The organism is Streptomyces sp. YKOK-I1, from assembly GCF_054660435.1.
In genome coordinates, this window is sequence record NZ_BAAGDR010000001.1 from 8,967,593 (window position 1) to 8,990,979 (window position 23,387).

Sequence of the window (23,387 nt, forward strand, 5' to 3'; positions counted from 1 at the left end):
GCTCACGCCTCGATGGGGGAGTGGCGCCTGACGAACAGGTCGAACGCCTCCGACACCTGCTCGGTCGTCGCCTCGGAGATCTCCAGCTGGTCGTCGTCCAGGGTCAGCCGCAGGCTGGGGCGGGTGCCCCGGCAGCGGCCGCGCCACTCCCGGATGGCGTTCACGACCTGGGACAGTCCGGCGGCGGAGCTGCCCAGGCTGACCAGCAGGGCTCCGATCGTGGCGATGTCCCCGGCGCGGGCGCCCGGCGGGAGCGCCTCCTCGCCGGTGACCGTGGTGACGTCGTCGACGTCGAGCTGCAGCAGTTCCTCGCGCAGAAAGCCGGTCAGTTCCGCGATGTCCTCGGCCTCCGCGCCCTCCTCGGACAGGAGGATTCGCAAAGTCTTTTCCATCGGTGGCTCCACGTGTCGACAACATTTTCTGCCGAAACGCACGCCATGGCAAATCGCGATATCACGGCGATTTATCTGCCGGGAAAGGTGGGGGAGTCATGGGAATCACATGAATCACGGGAATCGAGGGAATCGCGGGAATCCCTGTCCGGGAACGAGGTTGAATTCGATACCGAAGTGACCTGAACTCACTTCGGTACGGACTCAGTCGGCGGGCAGGGTGACCAGATGCTCGCCCTCGGCGGTGCGCAGCTCGTAGCGGGCGACCTCCCCGGGGTGGTAGGCGGTGCCGCCCTTCATGGTGTTGGGCCGGGCGTCGTGCAGCGGGACGTTCCAGCTCGTGACGGTCTGCTCGGAGCCGTCGTGGCCGACGGCGATCAGCCGGCAGTCCCGGGGGCCCGCGCCGTCCTTCACCTTGAGCTCGATGTCGCTGCCCCAGGCCTCGTCCTCGATGGTCACCTGCGCCCATACGCCCGACTTCTCGTCGGTGGCCGTGACCCGTACCGCGTCCTCGGCGTCGTCACCGCCCGCCATCATCGCGACCGCGGGGCCGGCGAGCGCGATCACCACGGAGGCCGCGAGCGCGAACATCACCCGACGGCGGGCGGCCCGGTGCCGGGTCGCCACCTCGGCGAGCAGCTTGTCCAGCATCCGCGGCCCGGGGCCGGCGAACGGGTGCACGCTGCGCGGGGTGGCGCGTCGGTAGAGCATCATCTGCCGAGCGGTGGGGCCGAACTCGGTGACCTGTGCCGCGCATTGAGGACACTCCATGAGGTGGTCCTCGAAGCGGAAGGCCTCCGCCTCGTCCAGCACGCCGAGCGCGTACGCGCCGACGTCGCGATGCCTCTCCAGGGACCTCATGCCGAAACCTCGTGCCGTTGAGTGCCAGTGGGGTTACTCCTTGCTCCCACCGGTACGGACCAGGCACATGAATCACTCAGGCGCGTACCGAATCGTGACCCAGATGTTCGGAGCGGCCGGGCTCGCGGATTGGTCGGATTCTAAAAAAGATGGATCGCGAGGTGTCCGAGGGGCAGTCCGAGCTGCCACGCGGGCGTCCAGACCTTCGGTCCCTCGTCCTCGCCGCCCCCCGGAGTGCCGCCCGGGACCGCGTTGAGATCGGGGGCGAGCAGCTCGGTCTCCTCCAGCCAGCGCCAGGCTGCCTCGGCCAGGTCGAGATCGGGCGAGGGGCCGTCCGACTGCTTCGCCTCGGCCCTCAGTTGGGACATACGTTCGTCGACCCAGTCCTGCCACGGCTGGTCGTACGCCGTGAGCGAAAGCCAGGTCTCGAGTTGGGTGACGACCCGGATGCCGGGGAGCTCGCCGTCGGTGTCGGACAGGAAGATGGTGAGCGCCAGGGCGTCGCGCCCGGCGCGGAACTCGAAGGACGTCGGCGGCATGAGATCGCCGGTCCGCAGCAGTTCGTCGGCGATGTACTCGGCGTACAACCAGGCCATGGGGACGGTGAGTTCGCCGCCGCCGGCGCCGTCCGTGCTCTGATGACCTCTGTGCTGCATCCCTTCCTGCCTTCCTCCGGTGCGTGCGCGCAGCCCGTCGCCGGGCCCCTGGAGTCCGGTGGCCGGCCCCCAGGCCGGAACACGGATAAGGACACCCGATTACTCAACCGGGGTCCTCGGCAAGGCGCTTTACGAAGGCTTGACTCAGCCGTGTGTTTCAGCCCAGGTCGGGCGCGTATCCGGGAAGCACCCGGCGCAGGGCGCGCAGCGCGTAGTACGCGCGGGACTTCACGGTACCGGCAGGGATGCCGAGGGCTTCGGCGGCCTCCGCCACACTGGCCCCCTGGAAGTACACGAGCACCAGGACTTCACGGTGTTCGGGAGTGAGTGTCTTCACGGCCTCGCGTACATCGAGGGCCGCGGCGGCCCGTTCGGCGTGATCGCCGCAGACCGGCGCGTTCTCCAGCACCGCGTCCCCGACCTCCGGGGGCCGCGCCTGCCGGGCCCGCCGTGCGTCGATCGCCAGCCGCCGGCCGACGGTGAGCAGCCAGGGCCGTACGGAGTCGAAGGCGTCGGTGCGCAGGGCCTCGGGATGCTGCCAGGCGCGGACGAGGGTCTCCTGGACGAGGTCCTCCGCGCGCTGGCGGTCGCCGTCGCAGAGCCGCAGCAGCAGCGCGAAGAGCGGCCGGCCGTGTTCCCGCTGGAGCGCGGCGAGTTCATGTTCGGCGGTCGTCTTCGTGGCGGCGAGGGCGGTTCCGGCGGTCATGGGCGTATGGCACCGCAAGGCACCGGTTCCGGACAGGGCGCGGACACGGCTCTGCGGCGGACGGTCGATCGCGTCGACGAACGGTTCGACGAACGGTCGGGGCTACGCCGATCGGGCGGCCCGTAGGGAGCGGCGGAGCGGTCCGTCCGGGGGCATGCGCTAGGAGTGAGGCGTGCGTAAATATGACAATCTATGTGAAAGGGGGTAACCCATGATCGTCGCACGCAGGCACGCGGTGGCCCTGGCCGTGACCGCCCTCCTCGCCGCCGGCGCCGCATGCCAGGCCCATGAGCGGGAGCGGCAGCAGCCCCAGCGGCCCGGACCGCCGGCCGCCTCCGCCGCCCGCGGCTTCACCCTCGTGGCCTCCGGCGACATCCTGCCGCACAGCTCGGTCATCGAACGCGCCCAGTTCGACGCGGGCGGCACCGGTTACGACTTCCGCCCCATGCTGGCGGACATCGCGCCCGTCGTCTCCCGGGCCGATCTGGCCCTGTGCCACATGGGCACCGTGTACGGCGCGAACGGCCTCTACAGCGGCGCCCCCGTCTTCAGGTCCCCGCCCGAGATCGCCCAGGGTCTCGCCGCCACCGGCTACGACGGCTGCGCCACCGCCTCCGACCACAGCCTCGACGACGGTGCCGCCGGGGTGCAGCGCACCCTGGACGCCCTCGACGGGGCCGGGGTACGGCACACGGGCACCGCCCGCTCCCAGGCCGAGGCCGGCGCGGTCCCCCTGCTGCACGCCGGCTCCGCCGAGGTCGCCCACCTCTCCTACACCTACGGCACCGACTCCCCGGTGCCCGCGGAGCAGCCCTGGAGCGTCGGCCTCGCCGACGAGCACCGCATCCTGGCCGACGCCCGGGCCGCCCGGAAGGCGGGCGCCGACGTGGTCGTCGTCTCGGTGCACGGGGGCACGGAGTGGCAGGACGCCCCGGACGACCGCCAACTCGCCCTGGCCCGCGCCCTCACCGCCTCCCGTACGGCCGGCCGCCCCGACGTCGACCTCGTCCTCGGCGCCCGCGCCCATGTCCCGCAGGCGTACGAGAAGGTCAACGGCACCTGGGTCGTGTACGGCCTGGGCGACCAGATCGCCGGTGAGACGGTCAACGGCCAGGGTGTCGGGGACCCGCGCGGCAACGAGTCCACCGTCGCCCGCTTCGCCTTCGCCCCGCCCGCGAAGCCCGGCGGCCGCTGGGAGGTGGCCAGGGCGGAGTTCCTGCCGCTGATGTTCGACGTCGACGCGGGCCGGGTGGTCGACCTCAACAAGGCGCTCGCCCAGGGCGCCGGGGTCCAGGGCGTGCGCGACCGGATCCGGGACGTCGTCCTCAGCCGGGGCGCGGCCAAGGACGGGCTGGTGATGGGGGAGTAGGGGGAGTAGGGGGCGTCGCCCGCGGCGGCGGCCGGCGTCAGTCCTCGACGTCGACGTGGTCGAAGGTCTTCAGCATCTCCCGCAGCACCCGCACACAGGTCTGCACCTCGGCCGCGGTGAGGTCCCCGCCCACCTGGCGGTTCAGCATGTGCTCGCGGCCGAGGACGAGGGTGACGAGCCGGTGGCCCTCCTCGGTGAGCCGGATCAGGGACGAGCGCTGGTGCGCGGGGTTCGGGACGCTCTCCACCCACCCCCGCTCCGCCGCGTCGTTGACCATGCGCTGGACGAACTGCCGGCTGAGCGCCATGACGCGGGCCATCTGCGGGACGGTCATGTCCCCCTTCTGGCGCAGCAGGTCCAGCACCGAGCGCACTCCCACGGACGCCCCCTCCACCGCCTCGCCCTGCTCCACCTTGCGCAGGGCGCGCCGGTAGAGCGGTCCGACGAGGTCGAAGACCTCGGTGAGGCGGTGGCCGAGTTCATCGGGCGGGAGCGGAGTGTCGTTCACGCTCCCATCATGCACGCAGGGACGACATGACAACCAGGTTGTCAAAATCTCGAGAAGATGACACCTTGGTTGTCATGACTGCTGCTGCGGAACCGAAGTACTTCACCTCCTCCGACGGCGACCTCGCCTACCACGAGGCGGGCGCCGGGGACCTCGTCGTCCTCCTCCACTCGGGATTCGTCGACCACCACGTCTACGACGCCCACATCCCCGCCCTCGCCGAGACCCACCGGGTGATCGCGGCCGACGTACGCGGCCACGGCGCCTCCGCCAACGCGACCGAGCCGTTCCGCTGGGCCGACGACGTCGCCGGACTGCTCCGCCACCTCGACGCGGGCCCCGCCGTGCTCGTCGGTGTCTCGATGGGCGGTCGCATCGTCAGCGACACCTTGCTGGAACACCCTGAACTCGTCCGGGCCGCCGTCGTCTGCGGCGCCTCGACCAGCGACTTCCAGGACTCCGACCCCTGGCACCGGGAGATCCAGACCGAGATCGCCCGCACCCTCGCGACCGGGGACCTCGAAGGCTGGCTGAAGGCCTTCCTCTCCTATGTGCCCGGCCCCCACCGCACGCTCGACGACATCGACCCGGCCATCCCGCGCCGACTGCGCGAGATGGCCGTCCGCACCCTCTCCAAGCACACGCCCGGTGAGAAGGACTGGCTCGAGCCGGTGACCGACACCTGGTCCCGCGTACCGGAGATCGACGTCCCGCTCCTCACCCTGAACGGAGCCCTCGACACCCCCGACGTGATCGCCTCGGCACAGCGGCTGGCCGACGAGGTCCGGCACGGGCGCGCCGAACTCATCGACGGCACGGGGCACTACCTGAACATGGAGAAGCCGGCGGAGTTCACCGCGGCGATCAGGACCTTCCTGAAGTCCCTCTGAGCCGCACCGCTACGGCACCACGGTGACCGGCCACCGCCCGGCCTTCACCAGCCGCACCGCGACCGATCCCACGATCCGGTGCCCGGCCTGTTCGGAGGCGCCCACCACCACCGCGTCGGCCTTCAGCTCGTCCGCGGCCCGCACCAGACCCGTGTACGGGTCGCCGTGGAAGGTGTGAAACTCCCAGCGCACGTCGAATGTCCCTCGCACCCGCTCGGCGGACTCCCGGATCTGCGCGACCAGGTCCTCGGCGATCTGCCCGGTCGTCTCCGCGACCGGCACCCCGAAGGCCGTCCCCGCCGCCATCACCGGCTGCACGTACACCACGGCGAGCAGCGCGTGCTGGCGGCGGGCCAGACCTCCCGCGTAGGCCGCGGCCCGCAGGGAGGAGTCCGAACCGTCGACCCCCACCAGGACGACCTTGGGGCCGTCCGTGCCCCGCTCGAACCGCTGCGAGGGCTCCCGCGAAGGCTGCTGCGCATGCTGTTCCGTCACGGCCCGAGGCTATCGGAAGCCACCGCAACCCCCGGCTCCGCGGGCACCCGAGGGCTTCGGGCATCGCGACGCCCCGCGACCGACCGGCGCTGCGCCGGAGGGTGGAATCGTGTGACCGGTGCGGTGCGCGGGGGGCCGGACGGGCGACTGATGACTGCATGAAGAAGGATCAGTTGTTCACCCGGCGCCGGATCCTGCTCGTCGGCGCCACCGCCGCGGCCGGGGCGGCCGGAGCCGCCGGACTGCTCGCCACGGGAGACGACGAACCGGCCGGCGACCCCGCGGGCCCCGCCGCGGGCGCCCCGGCCCGCCCCGCGATGAAGGCCTCCGCCTACCGCCTCCAGCCCCTCACCGGGTACGGCCCCCCGAGCGCCGCCCCCGACCGGGTCCCGGTGCGCAGCGAACCGCTGATGAGCCTGTCCGGGCGCGGCCGCAGCATGGTGCTGACCTTCGACGACGGCCCCGACCCCCGCTACACGCCGCAGATCCTCGACACCCTCGCCCGCTACGACGTCCGCGCGATGTTCTTCGTGTGCGGGGAGATGGCCGTCGACCACCAGGACCTGCTGGCCCGGATGGCCGACGAGGGCCATGTCGTGGGCAACCACACCTGGTCCCACCCGCTGCTCACCACACTCTCCCGCCGCCGGATCCGCTCCGAGATGACCCGCACCAGCGAGGTCATCGAGACCGGCTACGGAGAGCTCCCCCGCTGGTTCCGCGCCCCCTACGGCGCCTGGAACCGCGCCGCCTTCCAACTGGGCTCCGAACTCGGCATGGAACCCCTCGCCTGGACCGTCGACACCCTCGACTGGACCACCCCCGGCACCCGCCGCATCGTCGACCGGGTCAGGGAGGGCGCGGGCCCCGGCGTCGTGATCCTCTCGCACGACGCCGGCGGCGACCGCTCCCAGAGCGTCAAGGCCCTGCGCCGCTATCTTCCCCAGCTGCTGGACTCCGGCTACCAGATCACCGTCCCCCGGCGGCAGCACACCTGAACCGGGCCGCCCGCCCGGCCCGGGCCGCTCAGCGGACCTCGACCAGGCGGGCGAAGGCGACGACGTTCCCGTCGTACCCGTTCGCCTTCGAGAAGCCGCCCCCGCAGGTGATGACCCGCAGTTCGGGGGCGCCCTTGGAGGCGTAGACACGGTCGCCGGGGAAGTTGTTCTTCGCGAAGACCTCGATGCCGTAGATCTCGAAGACCGCCGTCCTGCCGTCCTGCCGTGTCACCTCGACGCGATTGCCCTTCTTCAGCGCGCCGAGTCCGTAGAACACGGCCGGGCCCAGCTTGTTGTCGACATGGCCGACCACGACGGCCGTGCCCTTCTCACCGGGCGACACACCCCCGGTGAACCAGCCCGCCAGATTGGGGTCCTCCGGCGGCGGCGCCCCCACCCAGCCGTCCGCGTCCAGCCCGACCGGCATCACCGGGGCGTTCACCGAGATGGCGGGGATCGTCACCCGGTCCGGCTGGGCGAACGCCAGCGCGGCCGGGGCCCGGCCGAAGGCCCCGGCCGAGGCGCGGCTGTCCGGAGCCGCCGCCGCGGCGGGCTGCGGCGGACCGATGTCGAACTCCCCCGAACCGTTGCGGATGAGCGCGAGACCGGTGAGCAGCACCAGCGCTATCACTCCCCAGGGGGCACGCTTGCGCTGCCGCTCCTCCTCTTCCGCCCGCTCGGACAGGTCGTAACCGGACATGCGGCAATCCCCTTTCGACACGGCCGTCGCCGCGTCCCTTTCGCGCATATCAGAACGCTAAGTCCGGTACCGGCAACCGGCGACGGCTCACGGGCGAACGGGTGGCGGGCGCGCCGTTCGGTGCGCCATCCGAGTCGCCGCCCGGAGGATTTTTCTGACGGTCCGTGACCTGCGGCGATGGGTGATCACGCGCTTTTCCCCCGGCGTGTCCGCTCACCAGGACGGACCATTCCCGAAATGCGGGCGCGTGCACGGCATCTGAGGGTCGTTCCGGGAGGCGTTCTCTCGCCGACAGACCGGGGACGGGACCCGGGGCGCCTTCCGCGGAGGATCACATGCGCACCACAAGTCTTCGGAGAGTCTCGACGGCCTCGGCGGTCTCGGCCGCCGCGGTCGCCGCCCTGGGCCTCGCCGCCCCCGTGGCCGTCGCGCGCGACGGCATGAACATCAGCCCCAGCAACATCGTCGTGCAGCCCAGCGTGATCGCCCGGGGCGGCCAGATCACGGTCACCGTCGACGGCTGCCCGCAGGGCGGCACCATGACCTCGGACGCCTTCGGGACCGCCACCCTCACCGCGATCAGCGGCACCAACCAGAGCGCCCGGGGCACCGCGACCATCAGCAACAACGCCCGCCCCGGCAGCTACGACCTCACCGTGACCTGCTCCGGCCGCACCCTGGTCAGCCCGCGCGCCTTCACCGTGCTCGGCGGTGTCCGCGGCGGTCTCGGCGGCAGCAGCTCCACCGGCGCCACCCCCACCGACATCGCCATCGGCGGCGGGCTGGTCGCCGCCGCGGTGGCCGGCGGCGGGCTGTTCTGGATGCGCCGCCGGGCCGAACGCCGTACCTGAACGCCGTATCCGAGGCGCGCTCACCCGCCACGGCGCACAGGGTCCCTGACGGCACCGCCCACCCGGGCGGTGCCGTCAGGCCGTGTCCGCGCCCCTGCGGCGGCGCGCGAGGTGGTACGCCATCCCGACCGAGCCCGCGATCAGCGCGGCCCCCAGTGCGATCTGCTTCAGGTCGAATCCGGCCACGGTGCCACCCTCGCCGGCCTGGACGCCGTGGGGCAGCGGGAAGGGCGTCGGAAGGGGCCCGTGACCGGCGGCGACGGTCAGCTCCTTGACAGCGCTCAGACCGCCGCAGGTGAACGTCACCCGGTACACCGCCCCGGGCCTCGCGTCCCGGTCCACCAGCGTCACCGCCGAGGAGGACCCCCGAGGGACGGTGACCGCGTCGAACACGCCCGAGGTGACCGTCACCGAGCCCTTGCAGCCGCTGACCTCCCGGTCCACCAGCAGCGTCACCTGGCCGCCCGCCGCGACGGTGGAGGGCAGCACCCGGTACCCCTCGGACATGACGTAGTGGCCGTCGTCGCTCGCGACGGCCACCGGGGCGGTGAGGGTCAGGGCGGTCATGCCCAGCAGGGCGGCCGAGGCGACGCGTATCGCGCGCATGGTGGTTCCTCCGGTCTTCGAGGAGCCGCGGCGGACCTGTTCCGCTCGTGCCGTGAATGCACCTCGATGACCGAAACGCTAGGAACGGGTGTGCGCCCGCGCGATCGCAGTAGCGCGAATGGGGCACGGATGTGGGCCGCCCAGGGGACAACCGCTCCCGCGAGTGGGGGACGGCCCCGGCGTGGCGGCCCGATCCGTCCCCCCGGCGGTGCGTCAGCCGCCGGCGTTCGGGAACAGGTGCAGGAAGGGTTCGGCGGAGGCCGCGATGCCCCGGCTGTAGGGGGCGTCGAAGTCCCAGATGAGGAAGAGCAGGAAGGCGATCAGGGCGGAGAACAGCCCGGCCAGGATCAGCTCCCGGGGCGTCCGCCTGATCTGGAGCGCGAAGACCATGCCGATGGTGATGATCCCGCCCGCCAGCAGCCCGAACCACACCACTCCGGGCATGGTCGCCCCGGTCGCGCCGGCCCGGGCGTTGCGCGCCTGGTCCGCGGCGGCCATCTGGTCCAGGACGGGCTGGTAGGCCTGTGCCTGGAAGTCGTCGGCGGGCCGGTAGTCGGTGACGTCGACCCGGACCTTGTGCAGGAGCTCGTCCCCGCGCTCGGTCACCTCGCCCTTGTCGGCCATCGTCTTCCACTCCGTGGTGACGACGTGTCCGACGTAGGCGTCGACGTCCGCCCGGATCCGGTCGCGGACCTCGGGCGGGTACACCCGCACCCGCTCCGAGATCTCGTGCAGCGCCTGGGCCTCGGCCTGGACGTGGTCCTCGGCGCCGCCCCGCGCGTCCCAGACCCCGGCGATGGCCAGGCCCAGGACGATGGCGTACACCACGCCGATCCACATCGTCATGTACTCGATGACGTCCGGGGTCTCGGACGGGTCCTCGTCCTCGGCGGCCGAGCGGTGCCGCAGAAAGGTCACGGCGACGACGACCACGCAGGCGGCCAGCATCGCGAGGGTGAGAACAAGCCATTCCGGCAAGACATGCCTCCTGGATCGGCGCTAGCGGGGCCGCAGCGCGGCGACGGCGGCCAGCGCGGGCACGGTGATGAGCAGGACGTAGGTGACCGGAGGGGTGCGCTCACCGGCCGGTCGGGGGCGTGGCTTGGAGTGGTACTCCGGGTAGGTCACGGGGGTCACCGACGGCCGCGGACGGGGCTTCGGCGGTGTCGGTTTCGGCGTCGGCCTCGGTGTGGCGGCCGGCCGGGGCGGAGGCGCCGCGGGTGCGGGCGGCGGGGGCGTCGGCGCGGGTCTCGGCCTGAGGCTCGGCTTCGGGGGCGGGGCGGGCCTGAGCGTCGGTTTCGGCGGCGGGGTGGGCTTCGGCGGCGGGGGCGGAGGCGGCGGGGGCGTCGGGACCTGGCAGGTCGTGGGCAGCACGGGCTTCGGGAACTTCGGTGCCTTCGGGAAGTCCGGTGAGTCCGGGAAGTCCGGTGACGTCGGTGGCGTCGGCCAGGCTTGGGCCCGCCCTCCCGCCACTGCCACCGCCGAGGTGCCGCCCTGGCCCGTGGAGGCGTACGCGCACGCGTCGGCCGCGGCCGTCCCGGCCGGCGCGGCCGCGAGGATCCAGGCCGCCGCCATCAGGGACAACGCCCGGGTGACGAGGGCGGATCGGGTCGGTTCGGGTCCATGCACGACCGAGATCATGCGGTCCGCCGCGTCCCCCTACGCGCCCGATGGCCCCGATTGCCCCGAACGAGGGAAGTCCGCGCCCCGAGGTTTCGCCGGTGCGGGGGCGCGCGTCCCCTTCGGGTACAGCTGTACGACCCCGGGGCCGGGCCCACGCCTGGCGCGAAGGGGCCCCCGGACCCCCCGGGGCACAGGCCTCGGAAAGATTTTTGTGCCGCGTTTGAACACAACGACCGCCGCCATGCGTACCCAGTGCCGTGCGGCGGCGCAGCAGGGCGCTGCGAACACCCTTAGGACTATCGGGGAGTTGTTGACGATGAAGACCTCCTGGCGGAGCGCCTCACTCGTGGCGAGCGCTGTGGGCGTTCTGGTGCTGACGACGGCGTGCGGTCAGGAAAGCGGCACGTCCGCGTCCAGCCAGAACGTGGGCGCGACGGCCCAGGCCGGCGGTATCGCCGGTGTTGGCAGCGGCATCGGCGGCGTCGGAGCCGGTACGGGTGCCTCGGCGAGTGCGAGCGCGACCGGCGCGGCCGGTGCCGGTGCCCAGGGCGAGGCCGCGGGCGAGCTGGCGATCAGCACCAATGCCGAACTCGGCAATATCCTGACCGACTCGAAGGGGATGACCCTCTACCGCTTCGACGCGGACACCGCCGAGCCGCCGAAGTCGAACTGTGACGGCGACTGCGCCACCACCTGGCCGCCGGTCTCCGCCGACGACGTCTCCGCGGGCGACGGCATCGACAAGTCGCTGCTCGGCGAGGTCACCCGCTCCGACGGCACCAAGCAGCTCACCGTCGACGGCTGGCCCGCGTACTACTACGCCAAGGACGCCAACGCCGGTGACACCACCGGCCAGGGCGTGGGCAACAAGTGGTTCGCGCTGGCCCCCGACGGCAAGAAGGCCAAGGCGGACTCGGCGTCGGCGTCGGCGGGTCTCTCCGTCCGCAACGACCCCAACCTCGGCAAGATCGTCGTCGACAAGAACGGCATGACGGTCTACCGCTTCATCAACGACAAGGCGTGGCCCAAGCCGGTGTCGAACTGCAACGACGCCTGCCGTGACAAGTGGCCCATCGTCGACCCGGTCGACTTCTCCCAGACCAAGGGGATCCAGGAGAAGGGCTACATGAACTTCACCCGGTCCGACGGCGACAAGCAGCAGACCATCAACTGCTTCCCGATCTACACCTTCTCCGGTGACAAGTCCCCCGGCGACATCAACGGTCAGGGCGTCGGCGGCACCTGGTACGCCGTGTCCCCGAAGGGAGAACTGGTCGGTGCGCCCAAGCAGTAGAGATCACCTCCCCAGGGCTGATCCCCGCACCTGCTGAACCAGCGCGTCCGACCACAGGTCCGCCCCCTCCACGCCGCACGGAGGGGGCGGATCGCCGTTTCCCCGTTCCTGCCGCCTATGCGTAGACTTTCGCCGCCCTTCAAGCGGCCCATCCGGCACGTGCCGCAGGCAGTGACCGGGAACGGACGGTCAATTTCCGTTTCCACTCGCCCCTTTGGCGGGCGATCAGTAGCCTCAGCTCGAACACCGGATCGCCTACGCCTTGGAGAGAGAGATGGAGCGTCCCGCCTGGGCCCCTCGGAGCATCGACATCTCGGTGCCGAGCGTCTCGCGGATCTACGACTACTTCCTCGGCGGTTCGCACAACTTCGAGGTCGACCGGGAGGCGGCCCGCAAGGCCATGGAGTTCACCCCCGGGCTGCCGAAGATCATGCAGGCCAACCGGGCGTTCATGCGGCGCGCGGTGCGCTGGGCGGCGGGCGAGGGCATCACCCAGTTCCTCGACGTCGGCTCGGGCATACCCACCTTCGGCAACGTCCACGAGGTGGCCCAGGCCGCGAGCCCCGGCGCCCGGGTCGTCTACGTCGACCACGACCCGGTGGCCGTGTCGCACAGCCAGGCCGTCCTGGAGGGCAACGGGGACGCGGGCGTGGTCGCCGCCGATCTGCGCAAGCCGCAGGAGATCCTGGGCAGTACCGAGGTGCGGAGTCTGATCGACCTGGACCGGCCGGTGGCGCTGCTGCTGGTTGCGATACTGCACTTCGTGGAGGACGCGGACGACCCGTACGCGGCGGTGGCCGAGCTGACCGAGGCGCTGGCGCCCGGCAGTGTGCTCGTCCTCACCCATGCCTCGTACGAGGGAATGCCGGTGGCCCGGGAACAGACCGAGGCGATGGTGGACGTGTACAAGGACATCCGCCTCCCGTTGATCATGCGCACGCGTGACGAGGTCGCGCGGTTCTTCGAGGGATACGACATGGTGGAACCGGGACTGGTGCCGATGCCACGCTGGCGGCCGGAGACGGACCCTCAGGACGAGGATCCGTACGCGTTCTGCGGGTTCGCCGGCGTGGGGCGTACCGCGTGACCGCCGCGCCGGACGGGCCGGAGGACAGACTGCGCCGGTTCGCGACGATCTGGAGCCGGGCCGTGTTCCCGGTGACGTCGACGTCGCTGACCCGGCCGGAGTTCGAGGAACAACTCCTCCCGTCGGCCCGGCGGTTGCGGGAGGCACTGCTGGCGAGGACCTTCGACGCGGACACCGGCAGAGCGGTCGGCGCGGCCCTCGTCGAGGCGCACTGCACCGACCCCGAGGCGCTCAGCCGCGCCCTCGACTGCGTCGACGCCTATCTGGTGCTCTACTGCGGTGAGGACGGCCCCCAGGAGGAGCTGCGCACCCGGGCCTCCCGGCTCCAGCACGCCATGGCCGCCGGGTACGCGCAGGCCCTGCGCGAGCGCACGCTCGCCGAGCAGGAGGCCATCGCCCGGGCCGCGCTCCAGGCCCAGGGCGTGGTGGCGCAGGCGCTGCACGCGAGCGAGGCCCGCTTCCGCGCGGTCTTCGAGGGCGCCGCGATAGGGATCGGCATGGCCGACCTCGACGGCAACATCCTCCAGGTCAACGGCGCGCTGCTGCGCATGTTCGGCATCTCCGAGCAGACCATGCACGGCCGTAACGTCAGGGAGTGGACGCACCCCGAGGACGCCCCGCAGACCTGGCGGCTCTACGACGAGCTCGTCCGCGGCGACCGCGAGCACTACCACCTGGAAAAGGCGTTCTACCGCCCCGACGGGACGGTCCTGTGGACCAACCTCACGGTGTCCCTGCTGCGGGACGCCGACGGCGAACCGCAGTACCAGCTGGCCCTGATGGAGGACACCACCGAGCGCCGGCTGCTCAACCTGCGGCTGCGCTACGAGGCCACCCACGACGCCCTCACGGGTCTGCCCAACCGCACGCTGTTCTTCGAACGCCTGGAGAAGGTGCTGGGCGCGGGCGAGAAGCAGGGCTTCGGGCTGTGCTACCTCGACCTGGACGGCTTCAAGACCATCAACGACAGCCTCGGTCACGCGGCCGGTGACCAGCTGCTCGTCGAGGTCGCCGACCGGCTCCAGTCCTGCGCGACCGCGCCCGGAGAGATGGTGGCCCGCCTCGGCGGCGACGAGTTCGTGGCGCTGACCACCGGCACCGAGACCCGAGGCGAGGTCGATGAACTCGCCACGCGGATCCAGAACGCCCTGGTCGCACCGGTGCGCATCGACGGCCGGGAGCTGACCGTGCGGGGCAGCATCGGCATCGTGGAGGGGCGGGCGGGGGAGCACAACGCGGCGGAGGTGCTGCGCAGCGCCGACATCACCATGTACCGGGCCAAGTCGGCGGGCGGCAACCGCTTCGAGCTCGCCGACCCGGAGGCCGACGCCCGCGCGATCACCCGCCACGGGCTCACCACCGCGCTGCCGGCCGCCCTGGAGCGCGGCGAGTTCTTCATCGAGTACCAGCCTCTGGTCCACCTCGGCGACGGCAGTGTCCGCGGCGCGGAGGCCCTCGTCCGCTGGCTGCACCCGCAGCACGGGGTGCTCGGCCCCGACCGGTTCATCCCGCTCGCCGAGCACACCGGGCTGATCGTGCCGCTCGGCCGCTGGGTCCTGGAACAGTCCGTACGGCAGGCCCGCGCCTGGCGGGAACGGGACGGGGACACCGACCCGGTGCGCATCAACGTCAACCTCTCGCCGTGCCAGCTCACCCATCCCGGGCTGGTGCAGGACACGGTCGACATCCTGGAACGCACGGGCATCGAACCACAGGCCCTGTGCCTGGAGGTCACCGAGTCCGCGCTGATCGGGGCCGACGACGACCTGCTCAAACCGCTGCGCAGGCTGGCCGAGATGGGCATCGACATCGCCCTGGACGACTTCGGCACCGGCTACTCCAACCTCGCCAACCTGCGCCGGCTGCCGGTGAGCGTGCTCAAGCTGGACCGCTCCTTCACCCAGGGCATGCAGCAGTTCCCGGCCGACCCCGTCGACCTCAAGATCGTCGAGGGCATCGTCTCGCTCGCCCACAGCCTCGACCTCGCGGTCACCGTCGAGGGCGTGGAGACCGGCGCCCAGGCCGAACAACTGCGCATACTCGGCTGCGACACCGCCCAGGGCTGGTACTACGCCCGCCCGGGCCCACCGGAACGCCTCCACGAACTGGCCCTGGCAGACGCGACGGGCTGACCCCCCGGGCACCGACCCCGACCGGGCCCGGGACACCGCCGCCGAGGCGTTCCCGTCCCCCGTCGGGGTCGCCACCCCGGACCTGGTCACCGAGGTCCGCGCCGAGCAGGGGGACTCCCCCTGAGGGACACCGTTCAGCCCGCCGCCCGTGTCCTGCGCTCGTCCGCCACCGCCACCGCCGCCCGGACCAGCGCCGCCGTCGCCGTGGAGCGGGACTGCTGGGGCCAGGCGACGGCCAGGACGGCCGGGGGCGCGTCCCGGACCGGGCGGTAGACGACACCGGGGCGGGGGTAGCGGTCGGCGACGGACGCCGGCAGCAGGGGGACGGCCTCGCCGAGGGCGACGAGCGTGAGGAGCTGCGCGAGGTCGGCGCCCCTGCCGCGGACCGCGTCGATGTACGCGTACACCGTGTCGGCGCGCAGCCCCAGGTCGGCCAGGCACAGTCCGGCCCGCCCGGCCAGCGGATGGCTCGTGGCGAGGGCGGCGATACGCGGTTCGGCGGCCAGCTCCTCCGCGTCGAGACCGACGCGGTCGTACGGCTCGTAGACCAGGGCGGCATCGGCCTCGCCCCGCCGCAGCAGCCGGGACTGCTCGTGCCAGGCGCACAGCCGGACGGAGACCGGCACCGCGGCCGGGTCGGCGGCGTACCGCGCGAGGATCGGCTCCAGCAGCCCGCCGTCGCCGTCGGCCTTCACGGCCAGCGCCAGCTCCGGCCCGGCGGCGGCCGCACGCCGGGCCCGCCGCCCGGCGGCCTCCAGCGCCTCCAGCGCGAACCGGGCCTCCGGCAGCAGGACTTCACCCGCCGGTGTCAACGTCACGCTGTGCGTGGTGCGTTCGAGGAGTACGGCCCCGAGCTCCTCCTCCAGCGCGCGGATCGCCCGCGACAGCGGCGGCGGCGAGATGCCCAACCGCTGCGCCGCGCGGGCGAAGTTGAGCTCCTCGGCGACGGCGACGAAGTAACGCAGCGGACGGGACTCCATGGCTGCCTGCTCTCCTCCTCCGTGACCCCGACGATCGGTATTGCCCTGAGGGTAACAACCGCGAGCGAAACGGACCTTCAGTTCACCGGACCGTGGCGGCAGGCTCAGGGGTGTCCCGACAAGCCTTGTTCCAGGAGCAGTTCATGATCGTGGTCACCACTCCGACCGGGCAGATCGGCCGTGAGGTCGTCGCCCGCCTCCTCGACGCCCCCGAGGCCTCCGCACCGGTCCGGGTGATCGTCCGCGACCCCGCCGTCCTCGCCCCCGAGGTGCGGGAGCGCGTGGAGGTCGTGCAGGGGTCGCACGCGGACCCGGCGGTGCTGAAGGAGGCCTGCCAGGGCGCCGACCGGGTGTTCTGGCTGGTCCCGCCGAATCCCGCGGCGGAGAGCGTCGAAGAACACTTCCGGGCCTTCACCGAGCCGCTGTGCGAGGTCATCGAGGCCCAGGGCCTGGAGCGGGTCGTGGCCGTCTCCACCCTGGGCCGCGGTGTCGCCAGGAACGCGGGGCTGATCTCCGCGGGCCTGGCCATGGACGAGGCGATCGCGGCCACGGGCGTCCACTACCGGGCCCTGTGCCCGCCCTCGCTGATGGAGAACGAGCTCCGCCAGCTGGCCTCGATCCGCGACGCGGGTGTCTTCTCCACGTCGCTCGTTCCCGACCGGGTGCTGCGCCTGTGCGCCACACGCGACATCGGTGCCGCGGCCGCCCGCCTGCTCCTCGACGGCTCCTGGACCGGGCAGGAGGACGTTCCGCTGGTCAGCCCCGACGACCTGACCCCCGAAGGCATGGCAGGCGTCCTCTCCGAGGTGCTCGACCGCCCTGTGCGCGTCGAGTTCACCACCCCCGCGCAGCTCGCGGCACGGTGGACCCGGCTCGGCGCCACCCCGGCATGGGTGAAGGGCTTCGCCGACATGGTCGACGCCCAGAACACCCAGGGCTTCTACGGCGTCGTGCAGCCCAGCACCCCCGACACCGCCCCGACCGGCTTCCGCCAGTGGTGCGAGGAGGTGTTCCGGCCGGCCGCCCTCCGGGGCTGAGCCGCAGCTCATCGCTCCAGCAGCATCCGCTGCAGCTCGCGCGCCGCCCGCGGCGGTGCCACGTCGCTGCGGTGCGCGAGGGCGATCGTCCGGTGCAGACCGGGCCGGGCGAGCGGGGTGACCCGCAGGCCCCGGCCGGACCGGGCGGCCACCATCCGGGGCACGACGGCCACCCCGAGACCGGCCCGGACGAAGCCGAGGACCGCGTCCATCTCCCCGCCCTCGACCGCGAAGTCCGGCTCGAAGCCCTCCGACCGGCAGGCGGCCACGGTCAGTTCCCGCAGGTCGTAGCCGTGCCGGAACATCACCAGGCGCTCGCCCTCCAGATCGGCGATCCTGACCGTGCGCCGCCCGTCGCCCGGTTTGGCCTCCTCGGGGGAGGACACCACCACCAGGTCCTCGCGCAGCAGCTCGACCGTGGTCAGCGCGGGGGAGGGCGTCGGCAGGGGCAGCACGACCAGGGCGAGGTCCAGGGCGCCGCGGGCGAGCTCTCGTACGAGATCGTGCGAACCGCCTTCCTCGATCAGCAGCCGGATGCCCGGATAGCGGTCGTGGAAGGCGCGCAGCACGTCCGGCAGCAGACCGGTGCACAGACTCGGAGTGGCCCCGAGCCGCACCCGCCCGCTGCGCAGCTGCACCAGCTCCTGCACCTCGTACCGCGCGGTCTCGGTGTCCGCGAGGATCCGCCGGGCCAGCGGCAGCAGCGCCTCGCCCGCGTCGGTGAGCGTGATGTTGCCGCGCGCCCGCAGGAACAGATCCGCGCCCAACTCCCGCTCCAGCGCCCTGATCTGCTGCGACAGCGAGGGCTGGGCGACATGGACCAGCTCGGCGGCCCGGGTGAAGTGCCGGGTCTCGGCCACCGCCACGAAGTACTGGAGCTGCTGGAACTGCATCCCTCCAGGATAGGCGGATCGATAGAGGATGCCTATCGGAACGAGCCGTTTCATGTCTTGGACCGATGGGGCCGAACGGCCCTAGCGTCTGGAGGCATGGCTCTGGCAACGCGGACGGACCGACGGCCGTCGATGGCGCGTACCGTGTGGGACTCCTCCGTCGGCAAGAAGACGGTGATGGCCGTCAGCGGACTGATCATGCTGCTGTACCTGGTCGTCCATATGATCGGAAACCTGAAGATCTTCTTCGGGCCGGGCGAGTTCAACCACTACGCACACTGGCTGCGCACCGTCGGCGAACCGTTCATGCACTACGAGTGGACGCTCTGGCTGATCCGCGTGGTGCTGGTCGTCGCCGTGATCGCGCACGCCACCTCCGCCTACCAGCTCAGCCGGCGTGACCTCAGGGCCCGCCCCGCCAAGTACGTGCACCGCAAGGCCCGCGCGAGCTACGCGACCCGCACCATGCGCTGGGGCGGGATCATCCTGGGGCTGTTCCTCGTCTGGCACCTCCTGGACCTGACCACCGGCACCGTGCACAGCGGCGGCTTCCAGGAGGGCCACCCGTACCAGAACGTCGTGGACACCTTCTCCACCTGGTACGGCAACGTCATCTACCTCGTCGCCATGCTCGCCCTCGGTCTGCACGTCCGGCACGGCTTCTGGAGCGCCGCCCAGACCCTGGGCGCCGGCAGCCGCACCCGCGACCGCGCCCTGAAGGCCACGGCGAACGTCCTCGCGCTGCTGCTCACGGCCGGCTTCATCGCCGTACCCGTGGGCGTCATGACCGGAGTGGTGAGCTGACCATGACCTACACCGAGTACACGATGGGCGATCCCCTCGTCGACACCGTGGCCCCCGCGGGCCCCGTCGCCGAGCGCTGGGACAAGCGCCGCTTCGAGGCCAAGCTGGTCAACCCCGCCAACCGGCGCAGGCACACGGTGATCGTCGTCGGCACCGGACTCGCCGGCGGCTCGGCCGGCGCCACGCTCGCCGAACAGGGCTACCACGTCGTCCAGTTCTGCTATCAGGACTCCCCGCGCCGCGCCCACTCGATCGCCGCCCAGGGCGGCATCAACGCGGCGAAGAACTACCGCAACGACGGGGACTCGGTCCACCGCCTGTTCTACGACACCGTCAAGGGCGGCGACTTCCGGGCGCGCGAGTCCAACGTCCACCGCCTCGCCCAGATCTCCGTCGAGATCATCGACCAGTGCGTGGCCCAGGGCGTGCCCTTCGCCCGTGAGTACGGCGGACTGCTCGACACCCGTTCCTTCGGCGGCGTCCAGGTCTCCCGGACCTTCTACGCCCGCGGCCAGACGGGCCAGCAGCTGCTGCTCGGCGCCTACCAGGCCCTCAGCAGGCAGATCGCCGCCGGGAACGTGGAGATGCATCCGCGGACCGAGATGCTCGATCTGATCGTCGTCGACGGACGGGCCCGGGGGATCGTGGCCCGGGACCTGATCACCGGCAAGATCGACACCTATTTCGCGGACGCCGTCGTCCTCGCCAGCGGCGGCTACGGCAACGTCTTCTATCTGTCGACGAACGCCATGAACTCCAACGCCACCGCGATCTGGCGGGCGCACCGGCGCGGCGCGTACTTCGCCAACCCCTGCTTCACCCAGATCCACCCCACCTGCATCCCGCGCACCGGCGACCACCAGTCCAAGCTGACGCTGATGAGCGAGTCGCTGCGCAACGACGGCCGGATCTGGGTGCCGAAGGCCAAGGGCGACATCCGCCCGGCGAACCGGATCCCCGAGGACGAGCGCGACTACTACCTGGAGCGCATCTACCCGTCCTTCGGCAACCTGGTCCCGCGTGACATCGCCTCCCGCGCCGCCAAGAACGTCTGCGACGAGGGCCGGGGCGTCGGCCCCGGCGGCCAGGGCGTCTACCTGGACTTCGCCGACGCCGTCGCGCGCATGGGCCGCAAGGCGGTCGAGGCGAAGTACGGCAACCTCTTCGACATGTACCAGCGGATCACCGACGAGGATCCGTACGAGGTGCCGATGCGGATCTACCCGGCCGTGCACTACACGATGGGCGGCCTGTGGGTCGACTACGACCTCCAGACCACGATCCCCGGCCTGTTCGCGATCGGCGAGGCCAACTTCTCCGACCACGGGGCGAACCGGCTCGGCGCGTCCGCGCTGATGCAGGGCCTGGCCGACGGCTACTTCGTCCTCCCGGCCACCGTCAACGACTACCTCGCCCGCCACCCGAAGCAGAGCGAGGTGACCGACGACCACCCGGTCGTGCAGGAGGTGCTGGCCGAGACCCAGGACCGGCTGAACCTGCTGCTGTCCGTGGACGGCGACCGCACCCCCGACTCCTTCCACCGCGAGGTGGGCGAGCTGATGTGGGAGTTCTGCGGCATGGCCCGCACCGACGCCGGACTGCGCAAGGCACTGGAGCGCATCCCGCAGATCCGCGAGGAGTTCTGGCGCCGCATCAAGGTCCCCGGCACCGGCGAGGAGTTCAACCAGTCCCTGGAGAAGGCCAACCGGGTCGTCGACTACCTGGAGCTCGCCGAGCTGATGTGCCTCGACGCCCTGCACCGCGCCGAGTCCTGCGGCGGCCACTTCCGCGAGGAGTCCCAGACCCCGGACGGCGAGGCCGCCCGCCGGGACGAGGAGTTCGCCTACGCCGCCGCCTGGGAGTTCACCGCCACCGGCGAGGCCCCCGCCCTGCACAAGGAAGACCTGGTCTTCGAGTACGTCCACCCCACCCAGCGGAGCTACGCATGAAGCTCACCCTGCGCGTCTGGCGACAGCGCACCGCCGAGGCCGACGGCGCCATGTCCACGTACGAGATGGACGGCGTCTCGCCCGACATGTCGTTCCTGGAGATGCTCGACACCCTCAACGAGGACCTCATCCTGCGTGGCGAGGACCCGGTCGCCTTCGACCACGACTGCCGCGAGGGCATCTGCGGCGCCTGCTCCCTCGTGATCAACGGCGATGCGCACGGACCCGAGCGCACCACCACCTGCCAGCTGCACATGCGGTCCTTCGCGGACGGCGACACGATCGACGTCGAGCCGTGGCGGGCGTCGGCGTTCCCGGTGATCAAGGACCTCGTGGTCGACCGGAGCGCCTTCGACCGGATCATCCAGGCCGGCGGCTACATCACTGCGCCCACCGGGGCCGCGCCCGAGGCGCACGCCACGCCGGTGCCGAAGCCCGACGCCGACTTCGCGTTCGAGCACGCGGAGTGCATCGGCTGCGGGGCGTGCGTCGCCGCGTGTCCCAACGGGGCCGCGATGCTGTTCACCTCGGCGAAGATCAACCACTTGAACGTCCTGCCCCAGGGGGCGCCCGAGCGGGAGACCCGGGTGCTGGACATGGTGGCGCGGATGGACGAGGAGGGATTCGGCGGCTGCACGCTGGCGGGGGAGTGCGCCACCGCCTGTCCGAAGGGGATTCCCCTGGTGTCCATCACCGCGATGAACAAGGAGTGGCTGCGAGCCGCGCGGAAGGGCAGGCGGTAACACCCGGAACAGCGCCGGAGCGCCTGGCATTCAACATTCCCACATCCCTGCTCCCGGCACCGGACACGTACACGCCAACCGGGGTCGGGAGAAACAGGGGGAGCGCCACCGTCCCCGATGTGGCCCGTGCCCAGGAGTGAGCCATGACCGGCGTTTCCACCCTCGACCGTCCCCAGCAGTCCACGGCACCCGTCCGCTACACCGTCACCCTGGCCCGCGACGAGGCCGACGTACGGGCCGCGCAGCGGCTGCGGCACGAGGTGTTCGCCGGTGAGATGGGCGCCCTGCTGTCCTCCCCGCAGCCGGGCCTCGACGTCGACCCGTTCGACGCCTGCTGCGACCACCTGCTGGTGCGTGACGCGGAGACCGGCCAGGTCGTCGGCACCTACCGGCTGCTGCCCCCGGAGCGCGCCTCGGTCGCCGGACGGCTCTACTCGGACGGCGAGTTCGACCTGAGCCGGCTCGACGCGATCCGGCCCGGCCTGGTCGAGGTCGGCCGCTCGTGTGTCCACCCCGACCACCGCGACGGCACGGTCATCGGCCTGATCTGGGCCGGCATCGCCCGCTACATGGTGGACCGCGGCCACGAGTGGCTGGCCGGCTGCTGCTCGGTCCCGCTCACCGACGGCGGCGCCCTCGCGGCCGCCACCTGGGACCGGGCCCGCGAGAAGCACCTGGCCCCCGAGGAGTTCCGGGTCCGCCCGCTGCTCCCGTGGACCCCGAAGGAGGCCGCCGCGGTCCCGGCCGCCCGCACCGAACTCCCCGCCCTGCTGCGCGGTTACGTCCGCCTCGGCGCCTGGGTGTGCGGCGAGCCCGCGCACGACCCGGACTTCGGCGTCGCCGACCTGTTCGTGCTGCTGTCGATGCGCCGGGTCGACTCCCGCTACCTGCGGCACTTCCTCTCCCTCGTGCCGAGCGCCTGATGAGCGTCTGGCTGCCCGGCGCGCCCTGCACCCCGCGGGCGTGCGTGGAGGGCACGGCGTCCTGGACGGCCGTACCGCGCGCCGTGCTGCGGCTCGTCACGGTGGTCGTCCTGGTGCTGGCCGGGGTCGCCCTCTCCCCGCTCGGCCGGCGGATCCCGGCGGCGGCGATACGGCGCTGGAGCCGGGCCGTCGTCCGGGCGGCCGGGGTACGGATCCGGGTGACCGGCGAGCGCGCGCCCGCCACCGGCGGACTGCTCCTGGTCGCCAACCACATCTCCTGGCTGGACATCCCGCTGCTGGCCGGGGTCCGCCCGGCCCGGATGCTCGCCAAGAAGGAGATCCGCGGGTGGCCGGTCGTGGGAGCGATGGCCGCGAACGGCTCCCTGTTCATCGACCGGGACCGGCTGCGCGCCCTGCCCGGCACGGTCGCCGCCATCGCCGGGGTGCTGCGGTCCGGGCAGGCGGTCGCGGTGTTCCCGGAGGGCAGCACCTGGTGCGGCCGCGCCCAGGGACACTTCCGGCGCGCGGTGTTCCAGGCCGCGCTCGACGCGGGGGTCCCGGTCCAGCCGGTCCGGATCCGCTACCGGGACGCCGCCGGGGCGGCCAGCACCGCGCCCGCCTACGTCGGCGACGACCCGTTGCTCGCCTCGCTGTGGCGGGTGACCTCGGCGCGCGGTCTGATCGCGGAGGTCGAGGTGCTCCCGCTGCTCGTACCGGACGGTGCCTCCGACCGCAAGGCACTCGCGGCGGCGGCCGGGGAACGGGTCCTGGCCGCGCCCCACGAGCATCGCCGCCGGTCCCCCGACGAACGCCTCTAGCCCCATCGATTCCCCGCAAGCGGGGGGCCGTCGGGCGCCCGGGATGGGATCATGGCGCGCGTCCCGACCAAC

At 72.0% G+C, this 23,387-nt stretch carries 25 protein-coding genes; 13 read left to right on the forward strand and 12 right to left on the reverse strand.

Annotated features, from left to right (window positions below):
* Positions 1-2: 2 nt before the first annotated feature.
* The 4 genes from ACYQ8Q_RS39875 to ACYQ8Q_RS39890 form a co-directional block, all read right to left on the reverse strand.
* Positions 3-392, reverse strand: a complete 390-nt coding sequence (locus ACYQ8Q_RS39875; RefSeq protein ID WP_460071673.1) for a hypothetical protein — start codon at positions 390-392, stop codon at positions 3-5.
* 204 nt (positions 393-596) lie between these two features.
* Complete coding sequence (locus ACYQ8Q_RS39880; RefSeq protein ID WP_460071675.1) at positions 597-1,253, reverse strand: zf-HC2 domain-containing protein; 657 nt, start codon at positions 1,251-1,253, stop codon at positions 597-599.
* A gap of 140 nt (positions 1,254-1,393) precedes the next feature.
* On the reverse strand, positions 1,394-1,909 hold the full coding sequence (locus ACYQ8Q_RS39885; RefSeq protein WP_460071676.1) for a hypothetical protein: 516 nt from the start codon (positions 1,907-1,909) through the stop codon (positions 1,394-1,396).
* A 157-nt stretch (positions 1,910-2,066) separates the two neighbouring features.
* On the reverse strand, positions 2,067-2,615 hold the full coding sequence (locus tag ACYQ8Q_RS39890; protein WP_460071678.1) for a sigma-70 family RNA polymerase sigma factor: 549 nt from the start codon (positions 2,613-2,615) through the stop codon (positions 2,067-2,069).
* A 211-nt stretch (positions 2,616-2,826) separates the two neighbouring features.
* Here ACYQ8Q_RS39890 and ACYQ8Q_RS39895 point away from each other — a divergent pair, with 211 nt between their 5' ends.
* Complete coding sequence (locus ACYQ8Q_RS39895; protein ID WP_460071679.1) at positions 2,827-3,984, forward strand: CapA family protein; 1,158 nt, start codon at positions 2,827-2,829, stop codon at positions 3,982-3,984.
* A gap of 37 nt (positions 3,985-4,021) precedes the next feature.
* Here the strand turns inward: ACYQ8Q_RS39895 and ACYQ8Q_RS39900 are convergent, their stop codons facing one another.
* Positions 4,022-4,492 (reverse strand): MarR family winged helix-turn-helix transcriptional regulator, encoded by a 471-nt coding sequence (locus ACYQ8Q_RS39900; RefSeq protein ID WP_460071680.1) that lies wholly within the window; start codon positions 4,490-4,492, stop codon positions 4,022-4,024.
* Between the two features lie 74 nt (positions 4,493-4,566).
* On the opposite strand from ACYQ8Q_RS39900, the gene ACYQ8Q_RS39905 reads away from it, so the two are divergent.
* Entirely contained in the window at positions 4,567-5,382 is an 816-nt protein-coding gene (locus ACYQ8Q_RS39905) for an alpha/beta fold hydrolase (RefSeq protein ID WP_460071682.1), read from the forward strand.
* 9 nt (positions 5,383-5,391) lie between these two features.
* Here the strand turns inward: ACYQ8Q_RS39905 and ACYQ8Q_RS39910 are convergent, their stop codons facing one another.
* Positions 5,392-5,877, reverse strand: coding sequence for a universal stress protein (locus tag ACYQ8Q_RS39910; protein WP_460071684.1), 486 nt, complete (start codon positions 5,875-5,877; stop codon positions 5,392-5,394).
* Between the two features lie 158 nt (positions 5,878-6,035).
* On the opposite strand from ACYQ8Q_RS39910, the gene ACYQ8Q_RS39915 reads away from it, so the two are divergent.
* Positions 6,036-6,875 (forward strand): polysaccharide deacetylase family protein, encoded by an 840-nt coding sequence (locus tag ACYQ8Q_RS39915; protein WP_460071685.1) that lies wholly within the window; start codon positions 6,036-6,038, stop codon positions 6,873-6,875.
* A 28-nt stretch (positions 6,876-6,903) separates the two neighbouring features.
* Here ACYQ8Q_RS39915 and ACYQ8Q_RS39920 read toward each other — a convergent pair whose 3' ends face one another.
* Positions 6,904-7,575 (reverse strand): class F sortase, encoded by a 672-nt coding sequence (locus ACYQ8Q_RS39920; protein ID WP_460071686.1) that lies wholly within the window; start codon positions 7,573-7,575, stop codon positions 6,904-6,906.
* Positions 7,576-7,910: 335 nt separating this feature from the next.
* On the opposite strand from ACYQ8Q_RS39920, the gene ACYQ8Q_RS39925 reads away from it, so the two are divergent.
* Positions 7,911-8,426, forward strand: coding sequence for a hypothetical protein (locus ACYQ8Q_RS39925; RefSeq protein ID WP_460071687.1), 516 nt, complete (start codon positions 7,911-7,913; stop codon positions 8,424-8,426).
* Positions 8,427-8,501: 75 nt separating this feature from the next.
* Here the strand turns inward: ACYQ8Q_RS39925 and ACYQ8Q_RS39930 are convergent, their stop codons facing one another.
* The 3 genes from ACYQ8Q_RS39930 to ACYQ8Q_RS39940 form a co-directional block, all read right to left on the reverse strand.
* Positions 8,502-9,032 carry a hypothetical protein gene (locus tag ACYQ8Q_RS39930; protein ID WP_460071689.1) on the reverse strand — a complete coding sequence of 177 codons (531 nt, stop codon included), beginning with the start codon at positions 9,030-9,032 and terminating at the stop codon, positions 8,502-8,504.
* 213 nt (positions 9,033-9,245) lie between these two features.
* A complete protein-coding gene (locus ACYQ8Q_RS39935) occupies positions 9,246-10,010 on the reverse strand; it encodes a bestrophin-like domain (RefSeq protein WP_460071690.1) in 765 nt (254 codons plus the stop codon).
* 21 nt (positions 10,011-10,031) lie between these two features.
* Complete coding sequence (locus tag ACYQ8Q_RS39940; RefSeq protein ID WP_460071692.1) at positions 10,032-10,160, reverse strand: hypothetical protein; 129 nt, start codon at positions 10,158-10,160, stop codon at positions 10,032-10,034.
* Positions 10,161-10,971: 811 nt separating this feature from the next.
* On the opposite strand from ACYQ8Q_RS39940, the gene ACYQ8Q_RS39945 reads away from it, so the two are divergent.
* The 3 genes from ACYQ8Q_RS39945 to ACYQ8Q_RS39955 all read left to right on the forward strand — a co-directional run bounded on the left by ACYQ8Q_RS39945 (position 10,972) and on the right by ACYQ8Q_RS39955 (position 15,168).
* Complete coding sequence (locus ACYQ8Q_RS39945; RefSeq protein WP_460071694.1) at positions 10,972-11,949, forward strand: SCO0930 family lipoprotein; 978 nt, start codon at positions 10,972-10,974, stop codon at positions 11,947-11,949.
* Between the two features lie 274 nt (positions 11,950-12,223).
* Complete coding sequence (locus tag ACYQ8Q_RS39950) at positions 12,224-13,036, forward strand: SAM-dependent methyltransferase (RefSeq protein ID WP_460071696.1); 813 nt, start codon at positions 12,224-12,226, stop codon at positions 13,034-13,036.
* Positions 13,033-15,168 carry a putative bifunctional diguanylate cyclase/phosphodiesterase gene (locus tag ACYQ8Q_RS39955; RefSeq protein WP_460071698.1) on the forward strand — a complete coding sequence of 712 codons (2,136 nt, stop codon included), beginning with the start codon at positions 13,033-13,035 and terminating at the stop codon, positions 15,166-15,168. Before ACYQ8Q_RS39950 ends, ACYQ8Q_RS39955 begins: the two co-directional genes overlap by 4 nt.
* 134 nt (positions 15,169-15,302) lie before the next feature.
* On the opposite strand, the gene ACYQ8Q_RS39960 is transcribed toward ACYQ8Q_RS39955, so the two are convergent.
* A complete protein-coding gene (locus tag ACYQ8Q_RS39960; protein WP_460071700.1) occupies positions 15,303-16,148 on the reverse strand; it encodes a LysR family transcriptional regulator in 846 nt (281 codons plus the stop codon).
* 143 nt (positions 16,149-16,291) lie between these two features.
* Here ACYQ8Q_RS39960 and ACYQ8Q_RS39965 point away from each other — a divergent pair, with 143 nt between their 5' ends.
* A complete protein-coding gene (locus ACYQ8Q_RS39965) occupies positions 16,292-17,185 on the forward strand; it encodes an NAD(P)H-binding protein (protein WP_460071701.1) in 894 nt (297 codons plus the stop codon).
* 8 nt (positions 17,186-17,193) lie between these two features.
* Here the strand turns inward: ACYQ8Q_RS39965 and ACYQ8Q_RS39970 are convergent, their stop codons facing one another.
* Positions 17,194-18,078: a LysR family transcriptional regulator gene (locus ACYQ8Q_RS39970; protein ID WP_460071703.1), complete on the reverse strand. Its 885-nt coding sequence runs from the start codon at positions 18,076-18,078 to the stop codon at positions 17,194-17,196.
* Positions 18,079-18,210: 132 nt separating this feature from the next.
* Here ACYQ8Q_RS39970 and ACYQ8Q_RS39975 point away from each other — a divergent pair, with 132 nt between their 5' ends.
* From ACYQ8Q_RS39975 to ACYQ8Q_RS39995, 5 genes are all read left to right on the forward strand, one after another.
* A complete protein-coding gene (locus tag ACYQ8Q_RS39975; RefSeq protein WP_460073680.1) occupies positions 18,211-18,882 on the forward strand; it encodes a succinate dehydrogenase in 672 nt (223 codons plus the stop codon).
* A 2-nt stretch (positions 18,883-18,884) separates the two neighbouring features.
* Positions 18,885-20,831 (forward strand): fumarate reductase/succinate dehydrogenase flavoprotein subunit, encoded by a 1,947-nt coding sequence (locus ACYQ8Q_RS39980; protein WP_460071705.1) that lies wholly within the window; start codon positions 18,885-18,887, stop codon positions 20,829-20,831.
* Positions 20,828-21,574 (forward strand): succinate dehydrogenase/fumarate reductase iron-sulfur subunit, encoded by a 747-nt coding sequence (locus ACYQ8Q_RS39985; protein ID WP_460071707.1) that lies wholly within the window; start codon positions 20,828-20,830, stop codon positions 21,572-21,574. Before ACYQ8Q_RS39980 ends, ACYQ8Q_RS39985 begins: the two co-directional genes overlap by 4 nt.
* 143 nt (positions 21,575-21,717) lie before the next feature.
* Complete coding sequence (locus ACYQ8Q_RS39990; RefSeq protein ID WP_460071710.1) at positions 21,718-22,497, forward strand: GNAT family N-acetyltransferase; 780 nt, start codon at positions 21,718-21,720, stop codon at positions 22,495-22,497.
* Positions 22,497-23,315: a lysophospholipid acyltransferase family protein gene (locus ACYQ8Q_RS39995; RefSeq protein WP_460071712.1), complete on the forward strand. Its 819-nt coding sequence runs from the start codon at positions 22,497-22,499 to the stop codon at positions 23,313-23,315. Before ACYQ8Q_RS39990 ends, ACYQ8Q_RS39995 begins: the two co-directional genes overlap by 1 nt.
* Positions 23,316-23,387: the final 72 nt, after the last annotated feature.

Excerpts from the sequence above, each read along its gene's own strand:
- ACYQ8Q_RS39875 (WP_460071673.1), bottom strand. The coding sequence starts at position 392 with ATGGAAAAGACTTTGCGAATCCTCCTGTCCGAGGAGGGCGCGGAGGCC.
- ACYQ8Q_RS39880 (WP_460071675.1), bottom strand. The coding sequence starts at position 1,253 with ATGAGGTCCCTGGAGAGGCATCGCGACGTCGGCGCGTACGCGCTCGGC.
- ACYQ8Q_RS39885 (WP_460071676.1), bottom strand. The coding sequence starts at position 1,909 with ATGCAGCACAGAGGTCATCAGAGCACGGACGGCGCCGGCGGCGGCGAA.
- ACYQ8Q_RS39890 (WP_460071678.1), bottom strand. The coding sequence starts at position 2,615 with ATGACCGCCGGAACCGCCCTCGCCGCCACGAAGACGACCGCCGAACAT.
- ACYQ8Q_RS39895 (WP_460071679.1), top strand. The coding sequence starts at position 2,827 with ATGATCGTCGCACGCAGGCACGCGGTGGCCCTGGCCGTGACCGCCCTC.
- ACYQ8Q_RS39905 (WP_460071682.1), top strand. The coding sequence starts at position 4,567 with ATGACTGCTGCTGCGGAACCGAAGTACTTCACCTCCTCCGACGGCGAC.
- ACYQ8Q_RS39915 (WP_460071685.1), top strand. The coding sequence starts at position 6,036 with ATGAAGAAGGATCAGTTGTTCACCCGGCGCCGGATCCTGCTCGTCGGC.
- ACYQ8Q_RS39920 (WP_460071686.1), bottom strand. The coding sequence starts at position 7,575 with ATGTCCGGTTACGACCTGTCCGAGCGGGCGGAAGAGGAGGAGCGGCAG.
- ACYQ8Q_RS39925 (WP_460071687.1), top strand. The coding sequence starts at position 7,911 with ATGCGCACCACAAGTCTTCGGAGAGTCTCGACGGCCTCGGCGGTCTCG.
- ACYQ8Q_RS39930 (WP_460071689.1), bottom strand. The coding sequence starts at position 9,032 with ATGCGCGCGATACGCGTCGCCTCGGCCGCCCTGCTGGGCATGACCGCC.
- ACYQ8Q_RS39945 (WP_460071694.1), top strand. The coding sequence starts at position 10,972 with ATGAAGACCTCCTGGCGGAGCGCCTCACTCGTGGCGAGCGCTGTGGGC.
- ACYQ8Q_RS39950 (WP_460071696.1), top strand. The coding sequence starts at position 12,224 with ATGGAGCGTCCCGCCTGGGCCCCTCGGAGCATCGACATCTCGGTGCCG.
- ACYQ8Q_RS39960 (WP_460071700.1), bottom strand. The coding sequence starts at position 16,148 with ATGGAGTCCCGTCCGCTGCGTTACTTCGTCGCCGTCGCCGAGGAGCTC.
- ACYQ8Q_RS39965 (WP_460071701.1), top strand. The coding sequence starts at position 16,292 with ATGATCGTGGTCACCACTCCGACCGGGCAGATCGGCCGTGAGGTCGTC.
- ACYQ8Q_RS39970 (WP_460071703.1), bottom strand. The coding sequence starts at position 18,078 with ATGCAGTTCCAGCAGCTCCAGTACTTCGTGGCGGTGGCCGAGACCCGG.
- ACYQ8Q_RS39975 (WP_460073680.1), top strand. The coding sequence starts at position 18,211 with ATGGCGCGTACCGTGTGGGACTCCTCCGTCGGCAAGAAGACGGTGATG.
- ACYQ8Q_RS39980 (WP_460071705.1), top strand. The coding sequence starts at position 18,885 with ATGACCTACACCGAGTACACGATGGGCGATCCCCTCGTCGACACCGTG.
- ACYQ8Q_RS39985 (WP_460071707.1), top strand. The coding sequence starts at position 20,828 with ATGAAGCTCACCCTGCGCGTCTGGCGACAGCGCACCGCCGAGGCCGAC.
- ACYQ8Q_RS39990 (WP_460071710.1), top strand. The coding sequence starts at position 21,718 with ATGACCGGCGTTTCCACCCTCGACCGTCCCCAGCAGTCCACGGCACCC.
- ACYQ8Q_RS39995 (WP_460071712.1), top strand. The coding sequence starts at position 22,497 with ATGAGCGTCTGGCTGCCCGGCGCGCCCTGCACCCCGCGGGCGTGCGTG.